General features: G+C 59.7%; 19 protein-coding genes. 9 read left to right on the forward strand and 10 right to left on the reverse strand.

Annotated features, from left to right (window positions below; all coding sequences use genetic code 11):
* Window positions 1-351 precede the first annotated feature (351 nt).
* Entirely contained in the window at window positions 352-888 is a 537-nt protein-coding gene (locus ACT3UA_RS09760; protein ID WP_444616228.1) for a type IV toxin-antitoxin system AbiEi family antitoxin domain-containing protein, read from the forward strand.
* Window positions 885-1586 (forward strand): nucleotidyl transferase AbiEii/AbiGii toxin family protein, encoded by a 702-nt coding sequence (locus ACT3UA_RS09765; protein WP_444616230.1) that lies wholly within the window; start codon window positions 885-887, stop codon window positions 1584-1586. Before ACT3UA_RS09760 ends, ACT3UA_RS09765 begins: the two co-directional genes overlap by 4 nt.
* 610 nt (window positions 1587-2196) lie before the next feature.
* On the opposite strand, the gene ACT3UA_RS09770 is transcribed toward ACT3UA_RS09765, so the two are convergent.
* From ACT3UA_RS09770 to ACT3UA_RS09810, 9 genes are all read right to left on the reverse strand, one after another.
* Entirely contained in the window at window positions 2197-3084 is an 888-nt protein-coding gene (locus ACT3UA_RS09770) for a bifunctional 5,10-methylenetetrahydrofolate dehydrogenase/5,10-methenyltetrahydrofolate cyclohydrolase (RefSeq protein ID WP_096287972.1), read from the reverse strand.
* A complete protein-coding gene (locus ACT3UA_RS09775) occupies window positions 3081-3704 on the reverse strand; it encodes a cyclodeaminase/cyclohydrolase family protein (protein WP_105552556.1) in 624 nt (207 codons plus the stop codon). The genes ACT3UA_RS09770 and ACT3UA_RS09775 overlap by 4 nt, the downstream gene beginning before the upstream one ends.
* A 492-nt stretch (window positions 3705-4196) precedes the next feature.
* Complete coding sequence (locus ACT3UA_RS09780) at window positions 4197-6530, reverse strand: sigma-70 family RNA polymerase sigma factor (protein ID WP_444616233.1); 2334 nt, start codon at window positions 6528-6530, stop codon at window positions 4197-4199.
* A gap of 602 nt (window positions 6531-7132) precedes the next feature.
* On the reverse strand, window positions 7133-7555 hold the full coding sequence (locus tag ACT3UA_RS09785; RefSeq protein ID WP_444616235.1) for a hypothetical protein: 423 nt from the start codon (window positions 7553-7555) through the stop codon (window positions 7133-7135).
* Between the two features lie 204 nt (window positions 7556-7759).
* A complete protein-coding gene (locus ACT3UA_RS09790; RefSeq protein ID WP_141393585.1) occupies window positions 7760-8077 on the reverse strand; it encodes a hypothetical protein in 318 nt (105 codons plus the stop codon).
* Window positions 8078-8360: 283 nt separating this feature from the next.
* Window positions 8361-9740, reverse strand: coding sequence for an allantoinase AllB (allB, locus tag ACT3UA_RS09795; RefSeq protein WP_444616237.1), 1380 nt, complete (start codon window positions 9738-9740; stop codon window positions 8361-8363).
* 140 nt (window positions 9741-9880) lie between these two features.
* Window positions 9881-11674, reverse strand: coding sequence for a glyoxylate carboligase (gene gcl / locus ACT3UA_RS09800; RefSeq protein WP_096254004.1), 1794 nt, complete (start codon window positions 11672-11674; stop codon window positions 9881-9883).
* Between the two features lie 262 nt (window positions 11675-11936).
* Complete coding sequence (locus ACT3UA_RS09805; RefSeq protein WP_096254005.1) at window positions 11937-12905, reverse strand: 2-hydroxy-3-oxopropionate reductase; 969 nt, start codon at window positions 12903-12905, stop codon at window positions 11937-11939.
* Entirely contained in the window at window positions 12872-13672 is an 801-nt protein-coding gene (locus tag ACT3UA_RS09810) for a hydroxypyruvate isomerase family protein (protein WP_096287980.1), read from the reverse strand. Before ACT3UA_RS09810 ends, ACT3UA_RS09805 begins: the two co-directional genes overlap by 34 nt.
* Window positions 13673-14166: 494 nt before the next feature.
* Here ACT3UA_RS09810 and ACT3UA_RS09815 point away from each other — a divergent pair, with 494 nt between their 5' ends.
* The 3 genes from ACT3UA_RS09815 (at window position 14167) to ACT3UA_RS09825 (ending at window position 16747) form a co-directional block, all read left to right on the forward strand.
* Window positions 14167-14292, forward strand: a complete 126-nt coding sequence (locus ACT3UA_RS09815) for a hypothetical protein (RefSeq protein ID WP_255248506.1) — start codon at window positions 14167-14169, stop codon at window positions 14290-14292.
* Between the two features lie 164 nt (window positions 14293-14456).
* Window positions 14457-15986, forward strand: a complete 1530-nt coding sequence (locus tag ACT3UA_RS09820) for an NCS1 family nucleobase:cation symporter-1 (protein ID WP_444616240.1) — start codon at window positions 14457-14459, stop codon at window positions 15984-15986.
* 17 nt (window positions 15987-16003) lie between these two features.
* Window positions 16004-16747, forward strand: a complete 744-nt coding sequence (locus tag ACT3UA_RS09825) for an aspartate/glutamate racemase family protein (protein WP_444616242.1) — start codon at window positions 16004-16006, stop codon at window positions 16745-16747.
* Between the two features lie 157 nt (window positions 16748-16904).
* On the opposite strand, the gene ACT3UA_RS09830 is transcribed toward ACT3UA_RS09825, so the two are convergent.
* A complete protein-coding gene (locus ACT3UA_RS09830; protein WP_444616244.1) occupies window positions 16905-17501 on the reverse strand; it encodes a GNAT family N-acetyltransferase in 597 nt (198 codons plus the stop codon).
* 330 nt (window positions 17502-17831) lie between these two features.
* Between ACT3UA_RS09830 and ACT3UA_RS09835 the strand changes: the two genes are divergently transcribed.
* From ACT3UA_RS09835 to ACT3UA_RS09850, 4 genes are all read left to right on the forward strand, one after another.
* Window positions 17832-18815, forward strand: a complete 984-nt coding sequence (locus ACT3UA_RS09835; protein ID WP_444616246.1) for a siderophore ABC transporter substrate-binding protein — start codon at window positions 17832-17834, stop codon at window positions 18813-18815.
* 91 nt (window positions 18816-18906) lie between these two features.
* Window positions 18907-19887: an ABC transporter permease gene (locus ACT3UA_RS09840; RefSeq protein ID WP_096254014.1), complete on the forward strand. Its 981-nt coding sequence runs from the start codon at window positions 18907-18909 to the stop codon at window positions 19885-19887.
* A 4-nt stretch (window positions 19888-19891) separates the two neighbouring features.
* The gene (locus ACT3UA_RS09845; RefSeq protein WP_444616249.1) at window positions 19892-20941 is read left to right on the forward strand and encodes an iron chelate uptake ABC transporter family permease subunit; all 1050 of its coding nucleotides are present in this window, start codon (window positions 19892-19894) and stop codon (window positions 20939-20941) included.
* Entirely contained in the window at window positions 20938-21693 is a 756-nt protein-coding gene (locus ACT3UA_RS09850; protein ID WP_096287987.1) for an iron ABC transporter ATP-binding protein, read from the forward strand. The genes ACT3UA_RS09845 and ACT3UA_RS09850 overlap by 4 nt, the downstream gene beginning before the upstream one ends.
* Window positions 21694-21755: the final 62 nt, after the last annotated feature.

The raw sequence follows: 21755 nt of genomic DNA on the forward strand, positions 1-21755 counted from the left end.
TACGCATATATAGGTACGAGACGCGCGCTGCGTTCTGGTTTCCGCGTCGTTTGATCAGCAGTGGAACTACCCGGGGTTCCTCAAGACCGGGCTTCGTCGTTGGCATCCTGTGTGATGAACTACCGCACCCGTCCGATGTTCAGTAAATAGATGCATTCCGGTAGTTACGGAACAATGCAATTAACTGAACATTCCAGTCGCGAATAGACCTACCGCGAGCATCATTGAGCGCATACTGCAGGATTCGCTGGGTTGAGGAGTCCTGTCGTCACGGCCTTCGGCAATACAGCACAGGGATTTTGCCCGCTGATAGTGGTGTCAATTTTATACTGTTAACGGTATAATATTGACATGAAGCAAAGCTATAGAGACATCTTGCGAGAGATCGCCTACGACAACTATGGCTACGTCACTGTCACCGGCGCCACCGACGCTGGTGTGCCGGCGGTGGAGCTGCCAAAACTTGCCGCCCGAGGCGGTTTGGAACACACCGGGTACCGCCTTTACCGGGTCACCGACATTCCACCAACTGACCACGATCAGTTCGCGGAAGCCACCTTACGGGCGGGCGTCGATTCCCACCTGCGAGGAGAAACTGTCCTTGCCCTCCTGGGCCTGGCGGATGTGAACCCTCGAAAGATTACAGTTGGTACAACCCATCGCGTACGTCGAGCCATGCCTAGCTATATAAATCTCGTTCGAGCTTCCGTAGACACAAAAGTGACTCACTATCAGGGGATTCCGGCGCAACGGGTTGCCGAAGCCCTCATTGAATGCCGCGGACAAGTACCCGCATCACGACTACGAGACGCCGCGACCAGGGCCCGCGCCGAAGGACTTCTCACCTCTGCAGAATGGCGCCAGGTACGTAAGGAACTTTCCGTATGAAGTATCCAACCCCACTCGCAAATCTCACAGCGCTCAACCAGCGCATTAGAAACTTAGAAGGTGAGGAAAGCTTAGTCACCCGGCGACGCACCTCCATGGCACTGGTCATTGTCGGGCAAATGCTCCCCGGAGGATCCGTAAAAGGTGGAAGTGCTATGGCATTGCGATATGGCACTGGAACACGATTCACGCGTGACCTCGACGCCGCACGGGCCAGTGGACTGGCAAAGTTCCGCGATGATTTCGCAGATCGCCTCCTAGAAGGATGGGAGGGCTTCACCGGACGTCTTGTTGAAAAGAAGCAACTGAAACCCGCAGGAGTCCCGGCTTTCTATGTAATGAAACCCTTCGACGTCAAGCTCGACTACAAGGGTAAAGCATGGTGCACCGTCCCCTTTGAACTGGGCCACAATGAAATCGGCGACGCGGAACACCCCGTACTGGTTCTTGCTGAGAACCTTATCGACATGTTCACTTCTCTCGGCTTACCATCCCCAGCTCCTGTGCCGGTAATGCCAGCAGATCATCAAATCGCCCAGAAAATCCATGCATCTACCGCTCCTGGAAGTGACCGAGCCCGGGACCTCGTAGACCTTCAGCTGCTGGGCACCCAAGAGCAACTAGATCTCACGCAAGTACGATCAACCTGCGTCCGACTCTTCACTTACCGCAAAGCGCACACCCTTGGCCACCTGTAGCGGTTGAAGAAACCGACTGGGAATCCCTCTATGCCGAAGCAGCAAATGGACTCAACGTAGCCGCTGATGTCATCTCCGCCGTTCAATGGGTCAACGAATTCATCGCCCAGATCGATCACGCCCCATCTACCACTTCTAACCCCCATTCTTCATCAACTGGGCCCAACCATTGAGCCGTGATGATGCGAAGCTCTCTCACTACCGCAGTAGACTTCGAGACTTGGTGTCCAATTTGTCCCAGTTCTACGTGGAGCTCATTCAACCGCATACACCTGGCTCATTTACAAGGTGGCGGCCCTTCGAATTGCACTGCCCGTTGATCTGAACCACCCGCAACACGGCATGGGCCGTTTGCGGTGGGCAGGCCACGCCAACGCTCGAACGGCAAAAATCTCTGGAACACAAAGAAAGCCGCTGCATCATCGGCCTTCCAAGCGATGATGCAGCGGCTATTTTTTCCAGCGCTGCGCCGGCGCCAGATCCCACTCCGGATCCAGGCCAACGCGCACCGTGAAGATACTATTGTTGCCTTGTACCTGCCGGTTCAACGTCCTAAGCAACCATGCGGGCTGGCTTGCCTTGCACTTGTGCCCTAAACGCTGGCGAACAGCTACCTGCGTCCGGCCATGGGAGCTCCTTTCGATGCGGCATTTTCAAGGGCGGCTAGCGCCGCCTGCGTTGCGTGCAGGATCAACAGGGCGGTGGTTACCGTGCCTACTCCCCCGGGCACCGGGCTCATCGCCCGGACCAGTGGCTGCACCGACTCCGCGTGAACATCGCCTACCAGCTGGCCATCCTCGGTGACATTGGTGCCCACATCGATGACTACCGACGAATCGCTGACCTCGTTGCCGGTGAGCAGGTTCGCCCGGCCAACCGCCACAACGGTCACCGCCGCGCCCCTGGTAATCTCGGCGAGATTGGTGGTTCGAGAATGGCAGATGCTCACCGTTGCGTCGCGCTGCAGCAAGAGCTGGGCGAGCGGTTTGCCCACCACCGCGGAACGGCCCACCACCGCAACGTGCTCTCCGGCGAGTGGGACTTGATAGTGTTCGAGGATTTCGATGACCGAACGTGCCGTAGCCGGCGCAAAGGCCGGCTGGCCCACGCTGAGCCTGCCCAGGCTCAGCGGGTTGGCTCCATCAATATCCTTGGCCGGGTCAATCAGCTGCACCAGGGAGGCCGGGTCAACCGATTCGGGCAGCGGCGTCTGCAGAATGATGCCGTACACCTTCTCGTCTGCGTTCAAGGCACGGATCGCTTGGGCAATCTCCGACTGGGTGCCGGTGGCCAAGTCGAGCACCTGGCAGTGAACTCCGAGCCGTTCGGCGGCGCGTTCAATGGAGCGCACATACCAGGACGTTGCCTCGTTGTCGGTTGCGAGCACCACCGCCACCCGGGCGGTGATCCCTTCGCTCGCCAGCCGCGAAACGAGTTGGCCGGTGCGTTCACGGATGGCTGCGGCCACCGGCTGTCCGGCGAGGCGTTGCGCGGTCATGCAGCCACCACCAAGCGGACCTGCGCGCTGAGTGCTTCTGCCGCCACGATCGCGTCGGCGGCTTGGCTGGCCACGAGGCTCAAGCGTTCGCGCTGTTCGGCTTCCTGTATTGCCGCAATATTCATTTCCAGCGTCACCAGCGCGGTACCCAGGGCGGCTCGCGCCGCTTCGGCGGCGGCAGCCACATCGCTGATCACCGATCGGTTTCCGATCTCGACCAAACGCTGGGCGAGCTCAATGACCACCGCGGAGGATTCAACGGTTGAGACCAACGGTGCGGCCGCGGCAATGGTGGCGCTTTGTATGGCCGCGGTGCGCGCTGCCTGTTGCTCTTCATCCTCCTTGGGCATCCTGTATGCATCGCCTAAGGCCCCGAACAATCGTTCGTCTTCCTGCGCCTCGAACAGCGCCGAACGCATCAGTACGCGTGCGTGTTTGGCGATCGGCTGAGCTTTGTCCTCGACCTCTCGGAATCGCGGTCCGGAGGTAAACTCGGCAACCATGGACACCAGCGCGGCGCCCTGGGCGGCGTGCAAGGCCGCGGCAGCACCTCCCCCCGGAGTAGGCGCCTTAGAAGCGAGCCGTTCAAGGTAGCTGGTGATTGTTTCATTGGAGATCATTGGGTTTTACCCTCGCTCAGAATGCTTGGCTGTGGATCCCTAGGCCAACCGGAGAGAAGATTTTGCGTCTGGGTCGGAGCCGCAAGCAAGTGCAGCGCCGGCCATTTGTGACGGTTATTCGTATGGCCTCAAGACCGTTGGATTTCGCGCGAATCAAGTGCCTCCTTGGGGCCCAGCACAAAATCTTCATTTAGTATCCAATTGGTATATCAGGTTACCTTGAAGCCTAAAACACATTCCGAATGCAGGTCAAGAGTTTTTGATCCTCTCTGGAAAAGAAAAGTTAGCAAGGATACGGTGAGCCATCCGCAAACCCTGAACATATGAGAGCAGCAGTGAACTGTCTGGTCGATATTTATGATGTCGTACCGGTAATCGGTGAGCCCATCAGCCAATCAATAGCCGGGCGCAAAGCGATATCTGCTCGTCGGGGATTTCGTTAGCGCGCACCCGCTTACGGCGGATGCGCGCTTCCTACCCGTCCGCCCGGTGCTACTGCCGAGGGACAGCGAATTCGACCCCTGATCCAGGTGCTCCGGGTTGCGCGACAAGGACACCCAGCTTGCCGCGTCCGTGTAGAACCGTGATCGTCAGTTTTACAGGGCTGTCCTCGGAGACCACGCATTCAACGTTCATCTGCTGCGAGTACCGTGAACTCGACGAGCAGTTCTGTCCGAAGCTAGCCCAACCCCAGTAGCGGCGGTCCATCTTCATGCTGAACTCAAAGGTCTCTCCGGGCGCTACAGCTCCGGGGACGACTGTGAAAACATACTGCGGTAAGAAGCGGTCGCTAACTCGTTCCACCGACACGTCAAAACTCGATGTCGATTCGGGCTCTTCTGGATCAACCGGTTCTTCGGATGGATCCGGTGTCGGCTCGACCGTTGGGTCCACCGTAAGTTCCGGCGAAGGCTCCACCGTCGGCTCAACCGTCGGCACTGGCGTTGGTTCCGATGTAGGTTCCAGCGAAGGCTCCACAGTCGGATCAAGCGTTGGTTCCGATGTAGGTTCCAGCGAAGTCCCCACAGTCGGATCAAGCGTTGGTACAAGCGAAGGCTCGACCGAAGGTTCCGCCGTAGGTTCCGGCGAAGGCTCCACCGTCGACTCAACCGTAGGCACTGGCGTTGGCTCCGATGTAGGTTCCAGCGAAGGCTCGACCGAAGGTTCCGCCGTAGGTTCCGGTGAAGGCTCCACCGTAGGCACTGGCGTTGGTTCCGATGTAGGTTCCAGCGAAGGCTCCACAGTCGGATCAAGCGTTGGTTCCGGCGAAGGCTCCACCGTCGGCTCAACCGTAGGCACTGGCGTTGGTTCCGATGTAGGTTCCAGCGAAGGCTCGACCGTAGGTTCCGGCGAAGGCTCCGGCGTTGGTTCCGATGTAGGTTCCAGCGAAGGCTCGACCGTAGGTTCCGGCGAAGGCTCCGGCGTTGGTTCCGATGTAGGTTCCAGCGAAGGCTCGACCGTAGGTTCCGGCGAAGGCTCCACCGTCGGCTCCGGCGTCGGTTCAACCGTAGGCGCAGAAGCCGGAAGATCGGACGCTTCTTCTACAGGAGGCATTGTAGGAGTGCCCGGACTACCCAAATTCAAAGGATAGTCAGCAATGGCGTTATCGGGGAGATCCGATCGCTGGCCCTCGGGACTCTGCAGAGGCAAGCGCATTTGGCTGTCGTCCAGCCCCTCCCGGCCCTCCGATTCAGGTGTGGCGGACTCAAATGACACGAGATCCATGAGGATGTCCTCCAATGCGGAGGGCGCATCGATCGGATCTACATTATCCGGCTCTTGTTCAACGGACCGCTCCTGAGGCAATGCAACGGGTGCTGTTGAACGGTCGTCAAATAGTGGCGTCAAAATACCGACCGCTGAAGCGGCCACCGCCAGCGCAGCTAGGCCAGCTCCCACTCCAGCTGCAACTGCCGAAGCACTCACGGTTCCCGTCACCACAGCTGCAGCCCCGGAACCGGCAGTCGATACTGCAACCGAGGAACCACCAGTAGCGGCGGTAATTCCGCCGCCGAGTTGCGCCAGTCCCCCTGACGCTGAAATACCTAAGACAGTGGTTCCCCCAACGAACAATGGCAGCACCACGCTGCGCATGGGCGCGCCGATGTTTTTAAGCTCGCCGTAAACAAGCGAACAGTCTGGGCAATTCTTAAGGTGCGACTTCAGGGATCGAGTGGCCTTGGGACTCAAGTTATTTCGAATAAACGCGGGTAGCTGCTTGCGCGCAGACGCGCAGTCGGCAACGAGGCCTGCATGTTCTTTGAGGTGGGCAGCAAGGTAAGACTCACGTAGCCCCTCACGGGCTCTAACGGCCAACGCAGACGCTGCGTTGGGAGTGATACCAAGAATCGTCGCGATCTCGCGGGGAGGAAGCCCATCGACTTCGTTATGCCACAAAACTGCACGCCATCGCTCCGGCAGCGATTTGAAAGCGCGGATAACGATCTCTGATTCGGCGCGCCGCATGACTTCGTCAGCATCCGGGGTTTCACTCGCGAACTCTGCGATCTCATCGATGTCGGCTTCACGCCGCGCAGCTCTGTTTCTAGAGAAGGCCTCCCTGGAAACCGAGGTCAACAGATACGCGCGGAAGAATTCGGTCGGCCCGGACCCATGCTTGAGGCTTGCGAAAACTCTCAAAAAAGCTTCGGACACAATATCCTCTGCTTCAGACGGATTATCGGTATGCCGATAGGCAACTGCCAGCGCAACTTGCTTGTGGCGCTGGTACAGCCGCTCTTGGCACACCCGGCTTCCAACGCGTGCGCCCTGAATCAGTTCCGAATCGCTAGCCCCCGCAATTTCGGCTCCCGAATCAATTGCCATAAAGTCCCCATACTTCGAAAACGATGCGTCCACTAACCGAATTCACCCCGGCGGATTTTTCAAAACCTCGCACTTATCCAGTTAATATTTGTAGACCCTATCACCAAGAAGGACCAAGGGGCTCCAAACAGACCATCCGTTCCGATATTCACAGGATCTCAACAGATCCCAACCAGTGGTTGCTCTTTATTGCTCCAGTGATTGAACGGCTTGCGCCCCAAGCAGCAAGCCATTCAGTCGCCGACGCGAACGGCGTGAATTCGAGTCCCCCAAGCACCCGGTTCATCGCCTCTACACGTTAAGAGTCCCCAACCACCGAATCATGACGCGAGTTTAGGCAAGTTCTTTTAATTTTGTTTTGTATCGGGACATCGGTAACTGTTCTGTATCAACACATCGGTAGCGCTTCCCACCACTTTTACCCCCTCTTGTCGAAACAGGCAGCCTCCCAAGTTCTAGAGTCTAGGCAGGTTGTCAAACTGGAAGATCTGAAAAATAATCCAGTCGAAGCTATGCTGAATCTCCCCTAGCCACTCAGCCTGACTTAGTCATGCACCAGGGAATTCATGCCATCTGTTCATGACAGAAAGCCCATTTCACGATCAATGGCTACTACTCATTCGTTGAGGACCTTGCGCCGGTGGCGCATTTTCCGATTGCTGTTGCTCTCCAATTCCTGTGCGGTTCCCACAAGCGAGGCTAAGCGACAGATCTCGCTGTTCTGCAAATTGAACCGGTGCATGCAGAGCCAAGTGCCACACGGCGTGCCCGGGAGAAAGAATGACTGCGGCACGGAGGTTCGGATCTTCTGCCAGCTGCTGATCAAGCATCGGCAACTCGGAGCAGTCGCTGTGCGACTTGGCGGAGAAATCATGAACCTCTCCTGTCCCGTCGCCGATCCAGGAGTTGGCGAACCAGAATCTTCCCGTGCCCTGAGCCGCACGAACAAGCAGCAACCTTGCGCTGGGGTTGGCCCAGCCTACGAATCGCTGAAACGCCGGATGCGGCTGGAACTGGGCAGTCACTCGTTCACCTTCCGGTGCGGTGTCGGGATGTCTCGGAGAAATGCGGTTGATCCCGTCCGCAGAACTCGGGATGTCCGGCGGCGCTGCTAGATAGCGCCCAGACTCGCCATTGAATCTACGAATTGCCTCCAGCCAAGATGCCGCTTAATTGGCCACGCCTCCACACGTGTGGTTCGTGGCCCTCCACGCCGTTGCGCCGGGACTTCAGCCTGAGTCTTCGAGGCCGCGCTTCATCCGTCCGCTTCCGCGCAGGTCTCCGAGAGTCGGCAGTATTTCGATCCGCGGTGCAGGACGTTGCCGCGAGCTCTGTGCTGGTTGCTTGGCGCCATCTTCTTCGGCCGATGGCTCGAAAGATTGGGAGGTCTTGGGATGCCGCCGCCAATGGACATAGGTCTTGATCCCGAAAGCAAGGAGCACAGCCACGACAATTGAGCCTAAGACCAGTGAAGCATGCACCACCTCGGCCAAAGCCAGGTCATCGACGTTCTTGGTCATTATCGAGGTAGCAGTATTCGCGTTCATAACCATTCCTGTACTCGAAGTGACGACTGCTCTATCCCCATATGGCTCACAGTCTATGAGCTGGGAGGCTCAATTCGCGCGTGCCTCGTCCAATCGATACCTCTTTGTTATGGGTGAGCCGAACACCGGGCAGTTAAACAGTGAATGTACCCGGAAGCATTGGAATCTGGAGGTGTTGAGGCTACGATGCGGCCTTGCCTGGAGGCCAGCGCGCGATCCGGCACGAGAAAACCCCTCTCCCGCCAGTTCAAAGGCAGAAGAGGGGTCCGGCAAAAGCCAGTTCCTAGTGCTCGCGGCGGATCAGCTTTCCGCCAGGAGTCTGGAAGTCCACGTCGGCCCCCGCGATGATCGACCGGCGGACCACGCCACTCAGGGTCTTGCCCTGATACGGGGAAATCGGGTTCTTGTGATGCAGCTTGGCCACATCCACCTCGAAGGTGTCCTCTGGAGCGAAGATCGCGAAATCCGCGTCCTTGCCGGTTTCGATGCCGCCCTTGGCGCTCAGCCCGGCAAGCTTGGAAGGATTCACGCCCATCCATTGCACCACCTGCTCCAGCTTCAGCCCGCGCCCCTTGGCTTCGGACCAGATCAGCGGCAGGCCCAGCTGCAGCGAGGCGACGCCGCCCCAGGCGACGCCGAAGTCGCCATTCTCCACGTCCTTCAAATCGACAGTGGACGGAGAGTGGTCCGAAACGATGCAGTCGATAATGCCTTCTTCCAGGCCCTTCCACAGCAGTTCGCGGTTGTCGTTCTCGCGGATCGGCGGGCAGCATTTGAAGGCCGTGGCGCCGTCCGGGATGTCCTCGGCGAGCAGCGTCAGATAGTGCGGACAAGTTTCCACGGTGAGCTTCACGCCTTCGGCGCGGGCCTCGCGGATCATCTCCAGGGCATCCGAGCTGGACAGGTGCAGCACGTGGGCGCGCACCCCGGTCTTGCGGGCGCGCTCGATGACCTGCGCAATAGCGGTATTCTCCGCATCGCGCGGACGCGAGTTGAGGAATCCGGCGTACTGTCCGCCGACAGGATTCGGCGAATTATCGATGATCTCCGAGTCCTCGGCGTGCACGATCATCAGCGAATCGAAGGAGGCAAGCTCTGCCATGTCCTCTTCCATCTCGTCGACGGTCAGCGAGGGGAACTCGTCGACTCCGGAGTGAAGCAGGAAGCACTTGAAGCCGAAGACGCCGGCTTCGTGCAGCTGACGCAGGTCCTTCTTGTTACCCGGAATGGCGCCGCCCCAGAAGCCGACATTGACATAGGCGCTCTTGCTGGCAGCCTCGCGCTTGATTTCCAGCGCTTCGAGGTTCACCGTGGGCGGGATGGAGTTCAGCGGCATGTCCACGATCGTGGTGACACCGCCTGCCGCTGCGGCCTTGGTGGCGGACTCGAAGCCTTCCCACTCGGTGCGCCCCGGCTCGTTGACGTGGACATGGGTATCCACCAACCCCGGGAGCAATACCTCGTCGTCGCCGACCTCGATGGTGCGTGTGCCCTGCAGATTATTTCCCAGCGGCTCAATGGCCACGATCTTTCCGTCGCGGACGCCGATTTCGCGGGCGGCCATGCCGGCGGTAGTCAAGATGCGTTCGCCACGGATAACCAGATCGAAGCCCAGATCTGTGGTGCCGCTGGCTTCGCGTTCAACAGCTTCGTTGATGCTCATGAGTCGTTCCCTACTCGTTACGTTTAAAGCTTGAGACTAAATTCTGTGGTGCGTGGTGCGGTTATTTCCATGATCTCCTATCCTGAAAATAACCGCACCCGCAATTCATGTGGAGTTGCCAGTGGCAGCGACGACCGACCTCAGGCACTCACACCGGCACCGGATTTCATGGGCACCAGCGCGGTAGGCGCATCCCCGATCTCCAGTGCAAGATCTTCAAATTCATTAACCGCATCCAGCTGCGCACCCATGGAAATGTTGGTGACCTTCTCCAAGATCACCTCAACCACCACGGGGACCTGGTGCTCGTCGGCCAGACAGTTCGCCTCGGCGAATCCCTCGGCCAGCTTCGCCGGATCATTCACCCGAACGGCCTTGCATCCGAGCCCTTCGGCGACCTTGACGTGGTCCACGCCGTAACCGTCGGTTTCCGGGGAGTTGATGTTATCGAAGCCCAAGGAGACGTGGTAATCCATTTCGAAGGGACGCTGCGATTGGCGGATCAGGCCAAGGTAGGAGTTGTTGACCACCACGTGCACGTACGGCAGCTTGAACTGTGCTCCCACTGCCAGCTCTTCGATCATGAACTGGAAATCGTAGTCCCCGGACAGTGCCACAACTTTTTCCCCTGGCTTGCCGCGCACGACGCCCAGGGCTGCCGGACCGGTCCAGCCCAAGGGGCCGGCCTGGCCGGCGTTGATCCACTTGCGTGGCCCATAAACGTGCAGCATCTGCGCGCCGGCGATCTGGCTGAGCCCGATGGTGGATACGTAGGTGGTGTCCGCCCCGAAGACCGCGTTCATCTCCTGGTAGACGCGCTGCGGCTTGATCGGAATATTGTCGAAGTTGGTCTTGCGGTGGTTCGTGCCCTTGCGGGCGGTGCACTGTCCAGCCCACTGCGAATAGTCGGGGATCAGTCCAGCGCTCTTGCGTTCGCGCACGATCTCCAGAATCGAGTCCAGCGCCGCCGCGGCATCCGAGGTAATTCCCAGATCCGGCGCGAATACGCGGCCGATCTGGGTCGGCTCGATATCCACGTGGATGAACTTGCGCCCGGCTCGGTAGGTTTCGAGGCCACCGGTGTGCCGATTCGCCCACCGGTTTCCGATGCCGAGCACCACGTCCGAGGCCAAGAAGGATTCGTTGCCGTATTTGGTGTGCGTCTGGATGCCCACCATGCCCGACTGCAAACGGTGGTCATCCGGGATGACACCCCAGCCCATCAGGGTGGGCGAGACCGGGATGTTGAGCTCTTCGGCCAGCTGCACGAGCTTATCGCTGGCGTTGGCGTTGATCACGCCACCGCCGGCAACGATAATTGGACGCTTGCCGCTCAGCAGCAGGTCAACGATCTTCTCGGCCTGGCCGCGGGTTGCCTTCGGCTTGGTGGGCGCCAACGGCTCATAGGCATCGATGTCAAAATCAATTTCGGCCATCTGCACGTTGATAGGCAAGTCGATCAGCGCAGGACCAGGGCGGCCCGAACGCATGATCTGGAAAGCCTTGGCGAAGGTTCCCGGAACGAGCCCCGGCTCCAGCACGGTGCTGGCGTATTTGGTCACCGGCTTCGCGATGGATTCAATATCCACCGCCTGGAAGTCTTCCTTGTGCAATACGTGGGTTGGCGCCTGGCCGGTGATGCACAGCATCGGGATCGAGTCGGCGATGGCCGCATACAGGCCGGTGATCATGTCGGTGCCGGCCGGTCCGGAGGTGCCCAGGCACAAGCCGATCTTGCCGCTGGCCCGCGAGTAGCCATCCGCTGCATGCGAGGCGCCTTCGACGTGGCGGTGCAGCGTGTGGCGGATTCCGCCATGCTGTTTCATCGCCGAGTACAGCGGGTTGATTGCCGCGCCGGGCAAGCCGAACGCTTCGGTGGAGCCTTCCTTTTCCAGGATCAGCACGATGGCATCTACTGCGCGCATCTTAGGCATTGAAATCACACATCCTTATCGATGGTTCGGCCCCGAACGGAGCGGTGAAAGAAGAATCAAGATCATGAGGGGATGACCTGTGGCGGGCCGACGAAGTGAATCGACTTCACGCCCACCCCGAGCACCGGAAGCCGGACTCGAACTGGAACGAAGGACTCCACCTGCTGGCGAAAACAGTTGTTCGCCAGCAGGTGGGCCGGCTGCCGAAGGCAGGCGTTGGACCCGCCACAGGAAGAATGAGGGGAAGAGCTAAGTGGGAAACCTACTGGCTTTGACCCGAAAGGCGCTGCACTCCGCGGAAAAGACCCGAGTGATCCAGCGCGCCGTCGCCGCTGGCGACGGTGGAACCCACCAGCTGGGCGACGAGCGAACCCATCGGAAGCACCACGCCGGCTTCGCGGGCGGCCGAGGTGACGATACCCATGTCCTTGTGGTGCAGTGCCAGCCGGAATCCCGGTCCGAATTCACGGTCCAGGATCTTCTGGCCCTTCTGCTCTAGCACCTTGGAGCCGGCAAGTCCCCCGCCGAGCACCTTCAATGCCGAATCGGTGTCAACGCCATAGGCTTCGAGGAAGACCACCGCTTCGCTGAGCGCCTGGATATTTGCGGCGACGATCAGCTGGTTGGCGGCCTTGACGGTCTGCCCGGATCCGGAGGGACCGACCAGGACGATGGTTTTGCCGACCGCTTCGAGCACCGGCTTGGCAACGGCGAAGTCCGCCGGTTCACCGCCGACCATAATGGAGAGCACCGCGTCGATGGCTCCCTGCTCGCCGCCGGATACCGGTGCGTCCAGTGGACGCAACCCGGCCTCGCGCGCCGCATTCGACAGGTGCACCGCTACGTCGGGGCGGATGGAGGAATTATCGATCCAGATGGCCCCGGATTTCGCATGCGCAAACAGGCCCTCTGCACCGGTGGTGACCGCTTCGACATCCGGAGAGTCCGGAACCATGGTGATGATGACGTCGGCGTCCTTGACCGCTTCGGCGATTGAGTTTGCCGCGTGGCCGCCGGCTGCCGCAAGCTCGGTGGCGGCTTTTTCGCTGCGGTTGAAACCGGTGACGTTGAAGCCTGCGGTGACGAGGTTCTTAGCCATGGGCAGTCCCATGATTCCCAAGCCGATAAATGCAACATTCTGTGACATGTGATTCTCCAAAAGTGTTTTGGCGGCCCGCACGAGGGGCGAGTGGAAGTTTAGGAGGCGTTGGCGCCGGCGGTGGCTAGCCATTTGAAGGCGGTTTGCGCCTCCTGCTTGTACTCCAGGGCTACCTTGCCGGTGTATCCAAGCTGGCGGGAGCGTTCGATCCAGGCAAGCAGGGGCAGGTCACCGGTTCCCGGTGCCCCACGGCCAGGCGCGTCGGCGATCTGGATGTGGCCGAATTCTTCCGCGTGGTTTTCGATGACCTGCGGGACATCATCGCCGTTGACCGCCAGGTGGTAGAAGTCGGCCAGCAGGGCAATATTTTTCTTGCCCGCATCCTTGACCTTGTTGACCACATCCAGTGCCTCGGCGGCGGTCTTCAGCGGGTAGGCCTCGGTGCCGGACACCGGTTCGATCAGAACGGTGCCTTCGATGCGTTCGATGCCCCCGGCGGCAACTAACAGGTTTTCAAGGGCCAGCTCGTCTTGAGCCTGCGCGGTGGAGCCCGCAAGACGATTTCCATAGAGGGCGTTGAAGGATTTGCATCCGGTGGCCTCGCCGATAGCGGTGACCACGTCCACGTTCTCACGGAACTCTGCGCTGCGCCCGATCCACGAAACTAGTCCGCGGTCCCCCGCGGGCATATCTCCGGCGAAGAAGTTCAATCCGTCCAGCTGCACGCCCGCGCTCTTGATCGAGCCGATGAACTCGTCTACCTGCTTGTCGCTCGGCACGGCGGTGGCGAATGGCCACCAGAATTCGACGCTGTCGAATCCCGCCTGCTTGGCTGCTTCGGCACGCTGATTAATGGGTAGTTCGGTGAGCAGAATCGAGCAGTTCAGAGTGTAAGACACTGGATTTCCCTTCAAAACCTATTCAAAGATTCCACTTCATGGAATATTTGTTTTGCTTTACGAAAACTCTAAGACGAGACCCGGATCACTGTCAACCCTTGATCGTCCCTGCTCAAATCGCCCAAGACGCGCACCCAAGAGCGAATCCACCCCTCCCGACAACCAGGAACCCCTCCGCAGTTAACCTTGGTAGCGGGCGGCTGGATGGAGGCCCTCGCAGCTGCCGGTCGCCATATCCAGCCACCACCCCCTCGACGGCCAGCTCCACCGCCAATCCGCCTGCGCGGACCCCGGGCAAAGGGGAAGTGCCGAAGTCCGGCCGATCTCCTCGGCACCAGCTTTAAGCTAAATCAACTAGTCAACACCTGCCATGAAAAATTCCGCACAGTGAAATGGAGATTCTCTATTGCGGTAATGTGACACACGGCATAAAGTGGGTGGACAATCGATGTGGCACACATCTCGGAGTGAATTTCTCTAACTCAGGAGCAGCCATGAGCACACAACTCATAGGGATTCGCGCAGAAAAGCCAGCCTGGCGACTGCAGCACGAAGCCCAGCCCGTGGTGGGCACACCTACCGAGTTCTATTTGAACTTCGGCCAGCCGATCTATCCGTAACGCGTCATCTCGTCCCCTCAGCGGACGTACACGCAGCTTCTTCCGTATGCATAGACCAGCATGATTCATTCATGCGCGCTGTCGATAATTCGTTGTCCCCAACGCTTCTCACCGTCGAGAGCAGACTTCGATCCTCAGCACGCACCTGAGAATAGGACCTCACCATGGGGCATCAAATTCCGGAGACCACCTCCGCGCCGACGATCATCACCCAATCGCACAACGAACGCATTGACCCTTCCAACCCACATGAGCTCAGCGCCACCCTGTACAACGAGGACCTCGCGCCGACTACGCGCACGGGGCGCACCTGGAACTCGTACAGCATCTTCACCCTCTGGGCCAACGACGTGCACTCGCTGGGCAACTACGCTTTCGCCATCGGACTGTTCGCCCTGGGGATGAGCGGCTGGCAAATCCTCGGTGCCCTGGGCATCGGGGCAATTCTCCTCTTCGCCCTGTTGACCCTCTCGGGCTTCATGGGCGAGAAGACCGGTGTGCCGTTCCCCGTCATGAGCCGCATTGCCTTCGGCGTCAACGGTGCGCAGATCCCGGCGCTGTTGCGTGGCGCCGTGGCTATCGCCTGGTTCGGGATTCAAACATTCTTGGCATCCCAGGTGCTGAGCGTCATGGTCATCGCACTGGCACCGAGCGCAGTCGGTTTGCAGCAGACCAGCTTCCTGGGACTCGACACCCTCGGCTGGATCTGCTTCGTTTCCCTCTGGGCCATCCAGCTGGTGATTGTCAGCTACGGAATGGAAATGATTCGCAAGTACGAGGCCTTTGCCGGCCCGGTCATTCTCGTCACCTTCTTGGCACTGGCCATCTGGATGCTCTTTGAATCGGGATTCAACGTCTCCATGAGCACCGGTGAAGCAAAGTCCGGTCTGGACATGTGGGTCGGCATCTTTGGAGCCGCTGCCTTGTGGGTTTCGATTTACGGAACTTTCGTTTTGAACTTCTGCGACTTCACCCGTGGCGCCACCTCGAAGAACGCCATCGTGCGCGGAAACTTCTTCGGTATTCCACTGAACATGCTGTTCTTCGGGGCCATCGTGGTGGTGCTCACCGGAACCCAATTCTCCATAAACGGCACGATCATCACCTCGCCTTCAGATGTCGTCGAGGCCATCCCCAACACGCTGCTGCTCGTCCTGGCCTCCGGTGCGCTGCTGATCCTGACCATCGCGGTGAACCTGATGGCAAACTTCGTGGCCCCGACCTACGCGCTGACCAACCTCTTCCCCAAGCGGTTGAACTTCCGGGCCGCCGCCCTGATTTCCGGCTTCATCGGTATGGTGATCCTGCCTTGGAACTTGTACAACCCCCCAGAAATCATCAATTACTTCCTCGGCGGGCTCGGTGCCCTGCTCGGCCCGCTATTCGGCATCATCATGGCCGACTACTGGCTCGTACGCCGGGCACGAATCAACGTCTTGGACCTTTACCGCACCAATCCAGAAGGCACCTACTACTTCACTCGCGGAGTTAACTTCCGCGCTGTGGCTGCCCTGGCCATCAGCTCGGTCATTGCCTTGCTCCTGGCGTTCCTGCCCGCACTGCACGTTATCGGACCCTTCGCGTGGTTCCTCGGCTCCGGAGCCGGCGCAGTTACCTACCTGATCCTGGCCAAGCGCCGCCTCGACCTGACGGATATTGACGGCGAAGCCATCGCGGTCACCCCGAAGCACTGATTTCTAAGGAACCGACCATGCGCATTCTCATTGTCAATGTGAACACCACGGCCTCGATGACTCACGCGATCGGCGAATCGGCTCGCAAAGTCGCCTCGCCGGGCACCGAAATCATCGAACTGACTCCCGATTTCGGCGCAGACTCCTGCGAGGGAAACTTCGAAAGCTACCTCGCCGCCATCGCCGTGATGGACAAGGTCGTCAATTATCCCGGAGTCTACGACGCGGTCATCCAGGCCGGCTACGGAGAGCACGGGAGGGAAGGGCTGCAGGAGCTGCTGGAGGTCCCGGTCGTTGACATCACCGAAGCCGCGGCCTCCACCGCACAATTTTTAGGTCATAAGTACTCGGTCGTGACTACTCTGGACCGGACCGTTCCGCTGATTGAGGACCGCCTGAAGCTTGCCGGGCTCACCGACCGGCTGGCCTCGGTGCGCGCCAGCGGCCTGGGAGTCCTGGAGCTGGAATCCGATCCGGGACGAGCCGTTGCGGCCATCGTGGAGCAATCGCGACAGGCGGTGCAGGTTGATAAGGCGGAAGTGATCTGCCTGGGTTGCGGCGGCATGGCTGAATTGGAGGCGAAGGTCAGTGAGGCCACCGGCGTGCCAATTGTTGATGGGGTGCGTGCCGCGGTGACCATTGCCGAGTCCTTGGTTCGCATGGGCTTGAGGACTTCAAAGGTGCGCACCTATGCAACTCCTCGCCCGAAGACCATTACCGGCTGGCCGATCAGCCGCAGCAGAAGTGGCCTAGCCGTCTGAGACTGGACGCCCAGTTTGCACGGTAAAGCCCAAGGCATAACCCAGTCAATTCCCAGAGTGCCCATTTAGAGTCGTAAGTACCTCTTGAAGGTGCGAGTGATGACAAGAACCCTCCAACGCTGCAAGCGTTGGAGGGTTCGCTCATGTTCAGGGGCGTTCAGGATTCGAACCGGGCAGGCCACTCCTCGGCTAGAAGCGCGTAGCTCATGCCGTCCAGCCATTGTCCATCGCGGTGCAGTGCATCGCGCTTGCTGTATCCCTCACGCCTCATGCCGATTCGCTCCATCAGCCGCCACGACGGCTCGTTCGCGGCGAAGCATTCAGCAATGACCCGGCGTAGGCCCAACTGCCCGAAACACAGGTCGATGACCCCACAGACCGCTTCGGTGGCATAACCAAGACCACCATATTCTGGGTTGAAGCTCCACCCGATCTCGGCTTCGACGCCGCGGGTCGCATCCTCGATCTCGCGCTGGCCCCAACCATCTTTCACCTTCACCATGACCGTCCCGATCAACTGCGGCCGGCCTTGCGCATCCAGCAGCTGAACCGCGACATCACAGGCATAGCGCCTGGCTTCCATGAACTGCTCCAGGTACTGCGGGAAATCATCGGCACACGAGGTAATCCAGCGTTGCACCTCTGGTAGTTTCCGGTATTCCCACGTCGCTTGGGCATCGGCAATTTCGAGCCGCCGCAGCAAGAGCCGCCGAGTAGTCACGGGCCAGTTGATTCGATCGAGAGAGTCGCTCATCTTCGCATCCTAGTTCGGCGCTTCGCGCCCGCCTGCCGTGGTGCGTGCGGTTCATGACGGCAGATGAACACCCGAACGCGACCATTATGGCCCAACCGAGAATAATTTAGCGATGTTTCGCTGCGCTATATTCGCCGCACGAATAGCTTGCCTCACCTAACTAAACGCGGAAAATCACTCATGAAATCGGATATTCCGACGCGCAAGCATGAATTAAGTGAGCTAAGTAACAACAGTCTGGCTTATTCGATTTAGGTCAGCTTAGGCTAGGCTAATTATCAGATCACTCATTTGCGCGACCAATGTCGGTCGCCCGTCCCGAAGGATGACATGGCTTCCATGAAACTTCGCGCCGCAGCTTTGCTGGGCGTTGCAGCACTCTCCCTGACCGCTTGCGGCTCCAACGCCGAAGCTCCGGCAGAGTCCGCACCAGCGTCTACCTCTACGGTGACTTTCACCGATAACAACGGCGAACACACCATCAATACTCCGGCGAAGTCAGTGGTCGCAACCGACAACCGCACCTTCGAAACTCTTGAGGCCTGGGGCATCGAGCTCACCGCCGGCGCCGTAGCACTGATGCCAGACACCATCAGCTACGCCACAGATGAAAAGGTCGTTGACCTCGGCAGCCACCGCGAACCAAACCTCGAAGCAATTGTCGAGGTAGCCCCGGACCTGATTATCAACGGCCAGCGATTCACCCAGCACGCAGAGAAGCTTTCCAAGCTGGCTCCCGAAGCCACCATCGTGAACCTCGACCCACGCGAAGGCGAGGCCTTCGACGCGGAGCTCAAGCGCCAAACCACCGTACTGGGTGAAATCTTCGGCAAGCAGGCAGAGGCCAAGGCACTGACCGATGACTTCGACAAGGCAGTTGCACGCGCCAAGGCTGCGTACAACAAGGACGCGACGGTCATGGGCCTGATCACCTCCGGCGGCGAGATCAACTACTCAGCTCCGGGTAGCGGACGCAGCGTCGGCCCGGCCTTCGATATTCTAGGCCTCACCCCGGCACTAGTGGTCGAGGATTCCTCCACCGATCACGAGGGCGACGATATCTCGGTAGAGGCAATCGCCAAGTCGAATCCCGACTGGATTCTCGTCCTTGACCGCGACGGCGCGGTTGCCAGCGAGGAAGCCGGCTACACCCCGGCCGCTGACCTACTGAAGAAATCCGAAGCCCTGGCCAACGTCACCGCTGCCAAGGAAGGAAACGTCGTGGTCATGCCCGCGGATACCTACACCAACGAAGGTATCCAGACCTACACCGAGTTCTTCAATGATTTTGCAGATGCGCTGGAAGCCAAGTAACCAGAACGCTGAATAGCGACCTCGTGGCGGAGCCGATACCCGGCTCCGCCACGAGGTCGTATCCACCACACATCGAATTCACGGCGGCACCATGACTACTACGACCCCCGCGGTCAAGCCCAAGGGCAGACTCCTCGAACCCAAGCTGATGCTTGGCATCCTCGGAGTCCTCATCCTCTTGGGCTTCTCCCTGTTCACCGGTGTCTATGACATCTTCGGCGCCGATGACGGGTCGGCGATGTTCGCCGTGACCCGCATCCCGCGCACCATCGCCCTGGTCCTTGCCGGAGCCGCGATGGCCATGAGCGGGCTGGTCATGCAGCTGCTCACGCAGAACCGCTTCGTGGAACCAACCACCACCGGCACCACCGAATGGGCCGGGCTGGGACTGCTGACGGTGCTGATCATCAACCCCGAAGCCTCGCTGCTGGCCAAGATGACCGTGGCGATCGTCTTCGCCTTCATCGGCACCATGGTCTTCTTCCTGTTCCTGCAGCGAGTCTCGCTGAAGGCCTCGTTGACGGTGCCCATCGTGGGGATCATGCTCGGCGCCGTGGTGGGCGCCTTCTCCTCCTTCATTGCCCTGCAGACCGACATGCTCCAATCCCTGGGCATCTGGTTTGCCGGTTCCTTCACCTCGGTGATCCGCGGGCAGTACGAGGTGCTGTGGATCGTGGCGTTGGTGGCCATCGCAATCTTCATCGTGGCCGACCGTTTCACCGTGGCCGGGCTCGGCGAAGAAATCGCCACGAACGTTGGGCTGAACTACCGCCAGGTGATGCTTTTGGGCACCGGCCTGATTGCGATTGCCACCGGTGTTGTCACCGTGGTCATCGGCAACCTTCCCTTCCTGGGACTGATCGTGCCGAATATCGTGTCCATGTTCCGCGGAGATGACCTGCGCAGCAACCTGCCGTGGGTATGTCTGCTGGGCATTGCCATCACCACCGTCTGCGACCTGATCGGCCGCACCATCATCATGCCTTTCGAGATTCCGGTCTCCTTGATCCTCGGCGTGCTCGGCGCGGTTGTCTTCATTTCCCTGCTACTGAGGCAGCGCAAACTTGGCTAAGCTCATGACTCCCCCACGCACCACCCCCAAGCTTCCCTCGCCGCCGATCTTTGGCCGCGCCTCCGGCGCACTGCCGACGAAGAAGATCCGCAGCCGCTACTGGATCATCTTCTCCATCATGCTGGCCTTGGCGCTGAGTTTCAGCTTCGGCCTGCTGGCCTGGGATAACCCGATGCCGGTGGGCTCCGACGGGTTCTGGCTGATCGCGAAGATGCGCGCCAGCAATATCCTGACCATGGCCATCGTCGCCTTCTGCCAGGCGGTTGCGACGGTATCATTCCAGACGGTCACGAACAACCGCATCACCACCCCATCCATTATGGGCTTCGAGTCCCTCTACGTGGCGGTGCAGACCGCCTCGGTGTTCTTCATGGGCGCCGCCGGCGTGGTCGCCCTGCAGGGATTGTGGCAGTTCACCTTGCAGGTAGCGATCATGGTGGTCCTGGCCTGCCTGCTCTACGGCTGGCTGCTGTCCGGCAAGCTGGGCAATATCCAGATCATGCTGCTGATCGGCATCATCCTGGGCGCTGGCCTCGGGTCGATCTCCACCTTCATGCAGCGCATGCTCTCCCCGAGCGAGTTCGACATCCTGACCGCGAAGCTCTTCGGCTCGATGAACAATGCGGATATGAGCTACCTGCCGGTGGCCATCCCGCTGATCCTCATTGCCGGGTTCTTCCTGATCTCGAATTCCCGGAAAATGAATATCGTGTCCCTCGGCCGCGACACCACCATGAATCTTGGCATCAACCACCGCTCGGAGGTGATGCGCACGCTATTCTTCGTCTCGATCCTGATGGCCGTATCCACCGCGCTGGTCGGCCCGATGACCTTCCTCGGCTTCCTGGTGGCAACCCTGGCCTACCAGCTTGCGGACACCTACGACCACCGCTTCATTTTCCCCATCGCCTTCCTGACCGGCTTCGTGGTGCTCGCCGGCGCCTACTTCGTGATGAAAAATATCTTCTACGCCCAAGGCGTGGTCGGCATCATCATCGAGGCCGTGGGCGGCGTGACATTCCTGATCTTCATCCTGCGAAAGGGCCGGCTGTGATTACCCTCAAAGAAGTGCATAAGAAGTACAGCTCCGAGGTGGCCATCGGACCGGTCACCCTCGAGATCCCGACCGGCGGCATTACCGCCCTGGTGGGCCCCAACGGGGCCGGAAAGTCCACTATGCTCACCATGGTCGGACGCCTGTTGGGCATCGATTCGGGCAGCATCGAGGTGGCCGGCTACGACGTGGCCTCCACCGCCTCGAAGGACCTGGCGAAGATCGTATCGATCCTGCGCCAGGAGAACCACTTCGTCACCCGGTTGACCGTCCGCCAGCTGGTCGGCTTCGGGCGCTTCCCGCACTCCAAGGGGCGGCTGACGCCGGCGGATGAAGAGATCATCTCGCGGTCCATCGACTTCCTCGACCTCTCCGAGCTGGAGGGCCGCTACCTCGACCAGCTCTCCGGAGGCCAGCGCCAGCGCGCCTACGTTGCCATGGTGCTGGCGCAGGACACCGAAACGGTGCTGCTGGACGAGCCGCTGAACAACCTGGACATGAAGCATTCGGTGCTGATGATGCAGCACCTGAAGCGGGCCGCCCAGGAGCTGAACCGCACCATCGTGATCGTGCTGCACGATATTAACTTCGCCGGCCATTACGCGGACTACATCTGCGCAATGAAGCACGGCAAGGTCGTCCAGTTCGGCTCGCCGGAACGGATCATGAATGACGAAATCCTGTCCGAGGTTTTCGAAACCCCGGTCCAGGTGATCGCGGGGCCTAACGGCCCGCTGGCGGTGTACTACTAAGCGCGCGGAACTTAGTATTCGAGCAGCCGGCACTCACTCCGGGACCATAATTGGGCGGGTTC

The sequence above is a fragment of the Glutamicibacter sp. 363 genome (genome assembly GCF_052379505.1).
In the GTDB taxonomy this organism is placed as follows: Bacteria; Actinomycetota; Actinomycetes; order Actinomycetales; family Micrococcaceae; genus Glutamicibacter.